This is a genomic window from Methanofollis liminatans DSM 4140 (assembly GCF_000275865.1).
In the GTDB taxonomy this organism is placed as follows: domain Archaea; phylum Halobacteriota; class Methanomicrobia; order Methanomicrobiales; family Methanofollaceae; genus Methanofollis; species Methanofollis liminatans.
The window spans coordinates 1,339,762-1,349,520 of sequence record NZ_CM001555.1 but is presented as its reverse complement, the minus strand read 5'-3'; the positions used below and the strand labels follow the sequence as shown (position 1 = coordinate 1,349,520).

Below are 9,759 nucleotides of genomic sequence, written 5' to 3'. Positions count from 1 at the left end.
CCCGGGCAGAGGCGGACTTCGCGATTCGTTCTATCGTCTCTTCGCATCGAGAACGTGAGAGTTCTTGAAAACCGAGCAACCCCTGCCAGGTCGCCCCCCCCTCACGTCCGCTGGAACATCGCCGCCAGTTCGTCAGGTGAGAAGGAGACGATCGTCGGGCGCCCGTGCGGGCAGGTGTAGGGGTTTTTCGTCCGGGCGAGCTGGTCGATGAGGCGGCGCATCTGCTCCCGCGAGAGGTGGTCGCCCGCCTTGATCGCCCCCCTGCAGGCGACGCGTCTCAGCACCGCCTCCCTTTTTCCCACCGGATCGGACGGGCTCTCCCTGACCAGGGCGGAGACGAGGTCCCTGATCACCTCGGGCTCTTCGAGTTTCCCGAGCACCACCGGGATGGCGTTCACCGCATAGGTCGAGGGGCCGAACTCTTCGAGGACGAAGCCCTCCTCCGCAAGGGTCGGGAGGGCCTCCCGCGCCAGTTCGGCCTCCTGCGGGGAGAAGGTGACCAGCACCGGGACGATCAGCTCCTGCGATCCCGGGCCGGCCCGATCCTGCGCCTGCTCGTAGAGGACGCGCTCGTGGGCGGCGTGCTGGTCGATGACGACCAGGGAGCGCCCCTCTGCCGAACCGACGATGTACATCGCGTCGAGCTGGCCGATCACCTCGATCTCCGGGAGGAGGTTTCGCTCGGCGCCCGCGAGGGGGAGTTCGCTCTGCCGCAGCCGCCGGTCGGTGAGGGTGAACGGGGCGCGGCTCTCGGCCACGCCGGCGGCCCGGGGCCCGGGCAGGGGGTGTGACGGGATGGCGACGGCCGGGAAGACGGGCTTTGCGCCCGGGGCGCTGAGGTCCTTCCCCCCGAGGGCGGTGCGGACGGCATCGGCGATCGCCCCGTAGATCTCCTTCTCGTGGCTGAGCCGCACGAGTTTTTTGGTCGGGTGGACGTTGACGTCGACGAGGTCGCCGTTGATCCCGATGCTGAGGAAGGCGACCGGGAACCGGTCCTTCGGGAGGAGGGTGCCGTAGCCCTCCTTGATCGCCCGCACGATCTGGAGGGAGGAGATGGGGCGGGCGTTGATGGAGAGGAAGACCTGGTACTGGTCGGCCCGCGAGACCGCGGGGGTCGAGATGTAGCCGGCGACCTGGACGAGAGGGGTTTTGAGGGAAACCGGGACGAGGCCCTTTGCCACGGCCGTCCCGAAGAGGGCGGCGACCGTCTCCTTCAGGTCATCGGTGGCATGGGTGGCGATCCGCTCCCGCCCGTTGTGGAGGAGGCGGAACGAGATCTCCGGGCGGGCGAGGGCCGTCCTCTCGATCACCCCGTGGATATGGGCGAGTTCGGTGTGGAGGGACTTGAGGAACTTCCGCCGCGCCGGGGTGTTGAAGAAGAGGTCGCGCACCTCCACGCTCGTCCCCTCGGGCGCCCCGACCTCCGCGACCTCAGGGGCGCTCCCGCCCCGGATCGCCACCCTGGTCCCGGCGATCTCGTCGCCGCCCCGCCGCCGCGTGACCAGGGTGACGTCAGATACCGAGGCGATGCTCGGCAGGGCCTCGCCCCTGAAGCCCAGGGTGAGCACCCGGTCAAGGTCGTCGATCCGGCTGATCTTGCTGGTGGCGTGCTCCTTGAAGGCGAGGACGGCGTCGGCCCGCCCCATCCCAGCGCCATCGTCGACCACCCTGACGGCGGTGACGTGGTTTCTATCCGAGGTCACCTCCACCCGGACCAGGCGGGCGCCGGCGTCGATGGCGTTCTCCACAAGCTCCTTCACCACCGAGGCCGGGCGCTCCACCACCTCGCCGGCGGCGATCTGGTTCACCGTCCGCTCGTCCAGCACCTGGATCGTCGTCCCGTTCATCGCCCCTCCTCCCCTGCAATCCGTTTGAGGTCATAGATCTTCTCGAGGGCGGTGCGCGGGGTCAGGGTGTCGGGGTCGAGTTTTTTCAACTCCTCGACGACCGGGCTCGGCCGCGTCACGGGGGTGTCGCTGATCAGGAGCATCTGGGTGTAGCGCCGCCCCTTCGCGTCGGGCGACGATACGGCGTCGGCGGTCTCCTGAAGGATCTTCTCGGCCCGCTGGGTCACCTTCGCCGGCACGCCCGCGAGGCGGGCGACATGAATGCCGTAACTCTTGTCGGTGGCGCCGGGGATGATCTTTCGCAGGAAGACCACGTCCGACCCGGTCTCCTTGACGGCGAAATGGTAGTTTTTCACGCGCTTCAACGAGCCCTCCACGTCGATGAGCTGGTGGAAGTGCGTGGCGAAGAGGGTCCGCGGCCCTTTTCCTCTGGTGCCGTGGAGGTACTCGAGCACGGCCTTTGCGATGGAATACCCGTCGATGGTGCTGGTCCCCCGCCCGATCTCGTCCAGGATCACGAGGCTCCGTTCGGTGACGTTGTTGAGGATGTTGGCGAGCTCCTGCATCTCGACCATGAAGGTGCTCCGCCCGCTCGAGAGGTCGTCCGAGGCCCCGACGCGGGTGAAGACGCGGTCCACGAGGCCGATCGAGGCGTAGGAGGCCGGGACGAAACTCCCCATCTGGGCCATGACGGTGATCAGGGCGACGGCCCGCATATAGGTGGACTTGCCGGCCATGTTCGCCCCGGTGATGATGAGGATCTGGTCGCCCTCGCTGTCGAGGAGGGTGTCGTTGGGGATGAACGTCCCGGCGGTCTTCTCCTCGACGACCGGGTGGCGCCCGTCCCTGATGACTGTTTTGAGGCCGTCGTCCAGTTCGGGGCGGACGTAGGCGTTCCTGAGGGCGACGTCGGCGAGGGCGGCGTGGAGGTCGAGGACGCCCACCGCCCGTGCGGTCTCCTGGAAGGCAGCGACCGAGGCGGCGAGCGTTCCGAGGAGATTGGCAAAGAGTTCGGCCTCAAGGGAGAGGAGACGCTCGTCGGCGCTGGCGATGAGGGCCTCCTTCTCCTTCAGGGCCGGCGTCGTGAACCGCTCGCCGTTGGCCGTCGTCTGCCGGCGGTCGTAGTCGTCGGGCACCAGGTGGAGGTTCGGCTTTGTGATCTCGATCGTGTAGCCGAAGACGCGGTTGTACTTCACCTTCAGCGACCTGATCCCGGTCCGCTCCCGCTCTGTCTGCTGGAACTCGGCGATCCAGGTCCGCCCCGAGCCCGAGAGCCGGTGCAGTTCGTCGAGTTCGGCGCTGTATCCCTCCCTGATCGCCCCGCCGTTCTTCAGGGTGGCCGGGGGATCGTCGGCGATCGCCCGGTCGATGAGGTCGATCACCCCGGCGAAGTCGCCGAGGCGGCCGAGGGCGTCCGTGATCTCCTCGGGCGCCTCTTCAGGGAAGAGGCCCCTGATCCCGGCGACGCACCCGAGCGAGGCGCCGAGGGTGACCAGGTCGCGGGGCGTGGCGTTTCCGTAGGCGATCCTCCCGGCGATCCGCTCGATGTCGGCGCACTGTTTGAGGAGATCCCGCAGGTCGGTGCGCACCGCCGTATTCTGGCAGAGGTACTCGACGGCGTCGAGGCGGGCGTCGATCCGCGCCGCCGAGATGAGGGGGTTGACCAGGTGGCTGCGGAGGGTCCGGCTTCCCATCGCCGTCCTCGTGCGGTCGAGGACATGGATGAGGGTGCCCTCCTTCCCCTCGCCCCGGATCGTCTCGGTGATCTCGAGGTTTCGCAGGGTGATCGCATCCAGCATCATCCGATCGGCCGGCGCCCTGACCGAGAGTCCGGTGATGTGGGAGAGGGCCGAGTACTGCGTCTCGGTCGCATAGGCGAGGGCGGCTCCGGCCGCCCTGACGGCGGCGTCGAGTTCGGCGCAGCCGTAGCCGTCGAGGGAGAGCGTCTTGAAGTGGCCGAGGAGGAGGTCGCGGGCCGTTTTTTCTGAGAAGGCGTCCTCGCGGAACCGGGTGACGAGCACCTCGAGGTCGGCGAGGCGCCCCTCCAGGCCGTCCGGGAGGGGCGGGCCGACGATGCACTCCTGCGGGCGGTAACGCTCCACCTCGGAGAGGATACCGGAGAAGTCCCGGTCGCCGGCGCACTCCTCCACGAAAAATTCTCCCGTCGAGATGTCCAGGAATGCGAGCCCGAATTTCGGACCGTCAGGGCAGAGGGCCATCAGGTAGCGGGCGCCGGGCGAGGCGATCATCGAGGCGTCGATCACCGTGCCCGGCGTGATCACCCGCACGACGTCGCGCTTGACGATCCCCTTCGCCTTCTTCGGGTCTTCGATCTGCTCGCAGACGGCGACACGGTAGCCCTTCGAGACCAGGCGCGCGATATAGGTCTCGGCCGCATGGTACGGGACGCCGGCGAGGGGCATCCGCTCCCCCTCCTGGTCTTTGCCGCGTGCCGTCAGCACGATGTCGAGTTCCCGTGAGACGACCCCTGCGTCATCGCCGAATGTCTCGTAAAAGTCGCCCATGCGGAAAAAAATGATGCAGTCCGGATGTTTCTCCTTCATCGCATAGAACTGCCGCATGGCCGGGGTCATCTTCTCGATCATTCTGTATGAAGTCCACCGCCATGCTAAAAGGAGTTTCTTTCGTCGGATCCGCTCCTCCTTATCCGCCCCCAAAGACCTTCTTTTTCAGGATCTCGTACGCCTCCGCGGCGATCTCCCTGACATCGTCGTCCTCGTCCCGGATCGCCTCCAGCAGGGGGCGCTGGCCACGGGAGTCGCCGATCTGCCCCAGGGCCCAGGCCGCCTTCTTCCGCACGCGGGGGTCGGGATCCTTCATCGCCGCAATCAGGGGTTCGACCGCACGCTCGTCGCCGATCCTGCCGAGGGCGTCGGCAGCACCCCAGCGGTACTCGGGGCGCTCGTGGGTGAGATTTTTGAGGAACTCCGCAATCATCATCTCCTGCTCGGCCGCCCGCCGGTCGGCCTCTTCGCCACTCGTGCCCATACCCTGCCCTCTCTGTCGGCCCCCCACAAAAAACCCGCGGCCGGGAAGGACTATTACGGAGACCGTCGATGGATCATGAGGATCCATCATGGACAAACACCCAGAAGGAACAAAGGTCGTCCTCCATACCACCATGGGAGACGTCACCCTGCACCTCTACGGCGACATGCCAGTCACCGCAGGAAACTTTGAAAAACTCGTGAAGGACGGCTTTTACAACGGCGTCATCTTCCACCGCGTCATCCCGAACTTCATGATCCAGGGCGGCGACCCGACCGGCACCGGCACGGGCGGACCCGGATACGCGATCCGGGACGAGTTCTCCTCCTCCAACCGGAACGACCGCGGCACGATCTCGATGGCGAACGCCGGCCCGAACACCGGGGGGTCCCAGTTCTTCATCAACCTGGTGGACAACAACTACCTCGACCGCCAGCACCCGGTCTTTGGTGCGGTGATCGCGGGCATGGACGTCGTCGACGCCATCGGCAAGGTGCCGACCGGCCGCCAGGACCGGCCCCGCACCGAGGTCAAGATCATCACGGCCGAGGTTGTGGCGTAAACTCTCACTCTTTTTCTCTCATCTCGAACCAGACCGGATCCCTGCAGTCGACCGCGCCCGTGTAGTTGATCGTGATCTCCTCGCCTGCCGCGATCGGGCGGCACGCCGCGACCGTGACCGTCCCCGTGACGAAATCGCGCACGTGGTCGGCGTTCGGGCGGTAGGAATGGTTGTAGAGCGACCCGAACCCCAGGGCGATCGCACACCCCTCGTCCCCCTCCCCCCAGGCAAAATAATAGTTGAAGAGTTCGGTCCGGTCCAGGAGTGTCGTCGCATCAGTCCCGCCGCAGACGATCACCGGGCAGACCTCGATCTCCTCGCCCGGCGCATACGCCCGTGCGGCAAAGACGCCGCGGCCGCGCCCCGCGGTGAGGCCGACGTAGATCGCCGGCCGCTCAATACAGAGTTCTTTTTCCGGTTCCATTGCAGTAGTGAGAGATCGCACTCCAGGGAGATGAAGGTGGCGGCCTGCTCCCATCCTCACGTTTATCATCCCGGCTCTGAAATTTTATACTGATATATGGATGTAAATTTCAAGCGTTACGGGCTCTACCTGGTCAGGTGGCAGCTTTCCACCCCCATCCTCGCCGGGGTGCTCATCGTCCTCTCCACCATGGACGCCCTGATGGCGACGATCATCGCCAACCTCATCGGTGGTCTCATCTTCTTCTGGGTCGACCGGTTCATCTTCACCTCGAAAGTGCTCGACGCCCAGTGGGAAGTGAAGGACAACATCGCCTGCGTCGACTGCGGCAAGGTCTGCCGGGGATACCGCCTGGTAAAGACGCCGAACTACGACAAAACCGACGACAAAGAGCCGGAGTTCAGGTGCGAGGAGTGCTCCCGGAAGAAATCCGAGGAGCTCAGAAAACGCGGGGTCAAACTCTAAACCCCTCCTTTTTTACCCTCCCGCTCCCACGCTTTCTGATGAGGCTCCTCTCCTGGAACGTGAACGGGATCAGATCGGTCCACAAGAAAGGGTTCTGCAAATGGTTCGGTGACGAGTCTCCTGACATTCTCTGCATCCAGGAGACAAAGGCGCAGGAGGACCAGATCCCCCCGGAGATCCGCTCCCCTCCAGGCTATCACGCTTACTTCTCCTCTGCGATGCGGAAAGGCTACAGCGGCGTCGCCCTCTTCAGCCGCGAAGAGCCCATTTCTATCACAAGAGACTTCGACGGCAGGTTCGGGGACGAGGGGCGCATCATCATCGCCGAGTACCAGGCGTTCACCCTCTTCGACATCTACTTCCCGAACGGCAAGTCCTCGCCCGAGAGGCTTGCATACAAGATGGCGTTCTACGACGCCTTCCTCTCCTCTGTCCGGGGCATGAACGAGGAGGGGCGGTCGGTCGTGGTCTGCGGCGACGTGAACACCGCCCACCAGGCGATCGACCTCGCCCGCCCGAAAGAGAACGTGAAAATTTCCGGGTTCCTCCCGGAAGAGCGCGCCGCCCTCGACCTCTGGATCGAGAGCGGGCTCGTCGACACCTTCCGCTTCTTCACCGCGGAGGGTGGGCACTACACCTACTGGGACTTAAAGACCCGCGCCCGCGACCGGAACGTCGGATGGCGGATCGACTACTTCTTCGTGAGCAGCGAACTCGCCGGAGCGGTACAGGACGCCTTCATCCTCCCCGATGTCATGGGCTCAGACCACTGCCCGATCGGGATCGAGATCGAACCCTGAAGGGGCGGTGCGCCGGCCCCCCTGACCGGCCCATAAATCCCCTGTAAATCGCCTGGATTCCGGCATACATCCAGGATCTTCCAGATATCTGAGATAGGTTTATCCCCTGACCTGCAGACCCAGAGATCATCCGATCAGGAAAGGAGGTGAACCTTCTATGTCGAAAGAAAACCAGAAGAAAGCCTCACCCGCGGGAAAGGCAGCTCCGGCCGCAAAGGAGAATGCGCCGGTCAAGAAGAGCACCAAGTCGAACAGACTCTGACGGGGTGGCCCCCCCGTCAATTTTCCTCTTTCACTCGAATGACCTATATCCGCCCCCATCCTTTCTTCTTCACATGGATTACTTCGACCTCATCTCGATCTCCACCAGAAACAGGGCGATCATGAACCCGACGACGCCCAAGAAGGTGGTCATGGCCGGGGAGATGGCCCGCCTGAAGGCCGGGGAGCAGGTGATCGAGTTCGGGTGCGGCTACGCCGCCGTCCTCGCCCTCTTCGGAGAGCGGTTCGGGATCATGGGCCGCGGCATCGATATCAGGGAAGATGCCTGCGCGCGGGCAGAAGAGACCCTCAGGGGCGCCGGCCTCGCCGGAGAGATCGAGATCTCCTGCGCCGACCTCCTGGACGAGACGCCCGACCGGGCGTACGACCTTGCGGCCTGCGTTGGTTCGTCCCACATCTGGGGCGGCTTTGCCCCGGCCCTCGCCGCCATGACAGCATGGCTCACTCCTGTGGGAAGAATCCTCATCGGCGAGCGCTACTGGGCAAAAGAAGCGGTCCCGCCATCGTTCTCGCGCGAGTGGCCCGAGGTGCTCACCGAGTACGAGATCTTCTCCGCGGCGCGAGAGGCGGGTTTCGAGGTCAGGGGCGTCTTCAGGGCATCGCCCGAGGACTGGGACGCCTACGAGTCCTCGAACTGGGGCGGGCTCCTCCAGTGGATCGAGGAGCACCCGGACGATCCCCAAACTGACGAGGTGCGGGAGTACCTCCACCGGATCCAGGACGAGTATGCGGGCTACGGCCCCGAGTACATGGGGTTCGCCCTCTACGTCCTCGTTCCTGCCTGAACCATCACGAACTATATGAGGGCGTCTGTCCAACGCTAAACCGCCTATGGAGTCACAGGAAGAGAAATACTCCTTCATTGCACGCATGCCCGACCGCCCGGGCTCCCTCCAGCGTGCGGCAGAGATCATCAAACGCTATGGCGGCAATATCAACCGGATCCAGTTCAGTCGGTGCATCGACCCCTCGACGGTCTTCTTTGAGGTCACGGCCCTGCCCCAGGACTATATCGCCGTGCAGTACGAACTCTCGGCCATCGGCTACCTCCAGACCAATCTCCCCGCGATCAGTTTCCTCAAGTTCCACGCCCACCTCCCGCACACGCCGGGAGCCCTCTCGGACTTTCTCGCCCTGACGACAGAGGCCGGGGCGAACATCGCCCATATTGACTTCGACGACGCGGGAAAGCACCCCGACCGCCTCACGGTCAGCCTCAGCCTCGAGGAGAGCGGGAAGGTCGAGACCCTCCTCAACGCCCTGAAGTCGCGCTACCCCCTCGAGATCCTGGACTACGACACCACGGGCAACACCCTCGACGAGACGGTCTTTTACATCTGCTTCGCCCAGCGTCTGCGAACCATGATCGGGTCGGCTGAGGACCCCTTCCTCCTCGGCCTCCTCCAGGAGATCAACCACATCGTCCAGGAGCTGACAAACCGGGGCGAAGACCCCCTGCAGGTCTTCGCGAGCATCATCGAGGTCGGGGATACGCTGAACCGGACCTCGGGCGAGGGTTTCTATGCCGACGTCCAGCGGATCGAGGTCACGCCCGGGATGACCCTATTCTGCTTCCAGCTCCCCGGCGGCGGGAACATCTTCCTCTTCGAGACGCCGGACGAGGCGATGATGGTGGACACCGGCTACGGCATCTACTATCCAGACGTGATCGAGATGTTCCGCCACTACGGCATCGGCGACGGCACCAGGCTGAAGCGGATCATCATCACCCACGCCGATGCCGACCACTGCGGCGCCGGCGGGTTCTACGACGTACCGGCCTTCATGCACCGGGGGACCGAGGCGATCATCAGGAGCCAGAACCGCGCCACCGGGTCGCCCTCAGAGTCCTCGATCCTGGAGGTGGTCTATACCACGATCATCAACCTCTTCTCCAGGTTCAACCCGCCCGAGAACTACACCCTCTTCGATAGACCTTCAGGGGAGAGGCAGGGGATCTTCCCGGTCCTCGGCCGCTTCTCGTTCGGGGGCCTGACCTTCGAGGTGCTGGAGGCCCTGGGCGGGCATATTCATGGGCTCGTCTACCTCTTCTGCCCTGAGGCCGGTCTGCTCATGACCAGCGACACGGTGATCAACTTCGGCAGCCTCACCGAGGCGCGGAAGAAATATAACTCTCTTGCCGATTTCCTGGTCACCTCGGTCAACGTCGACTCCGGGGTGGCGCGGCAGGAACGCCGCGCTCTCCAGGACCTCGCCGCCGGCGTGGACGCCGCCTTTGCCGGTACCGGCAGGCGCTGCCTGATCTGCGGCGGCCACGGTGCGGTCTCCGTGATCGAGGATGGAAAACTCATACCCTATGGTGAGATCGAGCACTACTCTCACCGGGCGTGAAAAAAAGTGATGGGAAAA

The 9,759-nt window shown here is 64.6% G+C and carries 9 protein-coding genes; 5 read left to right on the top strand and 4 right to left on the bottom strand.

Features of this window, described 5'->3' with window-relative positions:
• Positions 1–101 precede the first annotated feature (101 nt).
• From mutL to METLI_RS13355, 3 genes are read right to left on the bottom strand one after another with little or no spacing between them, the layout of a single operon-like run.
• Positions 102–1,847 carry a DNA mismatch repair endonuclease MutL gene (gene mutL, locus METLI_RS06675; RefSeq protein WP_004039038.1) on the bottom strand — a complete coding sequence of 582 codons (1,746 nt, stop codon included), beginning with the start codon at positions 1,845–1,847 and terminating at the stop codon, positions 102–104.
• Complete coding sequence (mutS, locus tag METLI_RS06670) at positions 1,844–4,453, bottom strand: DNA mismatch repair protein MutS (protein ID WP_004039036.1); 2,610 nt, start codon at positions 4,451–4,453, stop codon at positions 1,844–1,846. The genes mutL and mutS overlap by 4 nt, the downstream gene beginning before the upstream one ends.
• A 58-nt stretch (positions 4,454–4,511) precedes the next feature.
• Positions 4,512–4,856 (bottom strand): HEAT repeat domain-containing protein, encoded by a 345-nt coding sequence (locus METLI_RS13355; RefSeq protein WP_004039035.1) that lies wholly within the window; start codon positions 4,854–4,856, stop codon positions 4,512–4,514.
• A gap of 88 nt (positions 4,857–4,944) precedes the next feature.
• On the opposite strand from METLI_RS13355, the gene METLI_RS06660 reads away from it, so the two are divergent.
• The gene (locus METLI_RS06660) at positions 4,945–5,418 is read left to right on the top strand and encodes a peptidylprolyl isomerase (RefSeq protein ID WP_004039034.1); all 474 of its coding nucleotides are present in this window, start codon (positions 4,945–4,947) and stop codon (positions 5,416–5,418) included.
• A 4-nt stretch (positions 5,419–5,422) separates the two neighbouring features.
• On the opposite strand, the gene METLI_RS06655 is transcribed toward METLI_RS06660, so the two are convergent.
• Positions 5,423–5,842, bottom strand: coding sequence for an SET domain-containing protein (locus tag METLI_RS06655; RefSeq protein WP_157203234.1), 420 nt, complete (start codon positions 5,840–5,842; stop codon positions 5,423–5,425).
• A gap of 96 nt (positions 5,843–5,938) precedes the next feature.
• On the opposite strand from METLI_RS06655, the gene METLI_RS06650 reads away from it, so the two are divergent.
• The 4 genes from METLI_RS06650 (at position 5,939) to METLI_RS06635 (ending at position 9,741) form a co-directional block, all read left to right on the top strand.
• Positions 5,939–6,307 carry a hypothetical protein gene (locus METLI_RS06650; protein ID WP_004039032.1) on the top strand — a complete coding sequence of 123 codons (369 nt, stop codon included), beginning with the start codon at positions 5,939–5,941 and terminating at the stop codon, positions 6,305–6,307.
• Positions 6,308–6,345: 38 nt separating this feature from the next.
• Positions 6,346–7,107: an exodeoxyribonuclease III gene (locus METLI_RS06645; RefSeq protein WP_004039031.1), complete on the top strand. Its 762-nt coding sequence runs from the start codon at positions 6,346–6,348 to the stop codon at positions 7,105–7,107.
• Positions 7,108–7,442: 335 nt separating this feature from the next.
• Positions 7,443–8,174 (top strand): SAM-dependent methyltransferase, encoded by a 732-nt coding sequence (locus tag METLI_RS06640; protein WP_004039029.1) that lies wholly within the window; start codon positions 7,443–7,445, stop codon positions 8,172–8,174.
• A gap of 46 nt (positions 8,175–8,220) precedes the next feature.
• Entirely contained in the window at positions 8,221–9,741 is a 1,521-nt protein-coding gene (locus METLI_RS06635) for an MBL fold metallo-hydrolase (RefSeq protein WP_004039028.1), read from the top strand.
• The last annotated feature ends 18 nt before the right edge of the window (positions 9,742–9,759 follow it).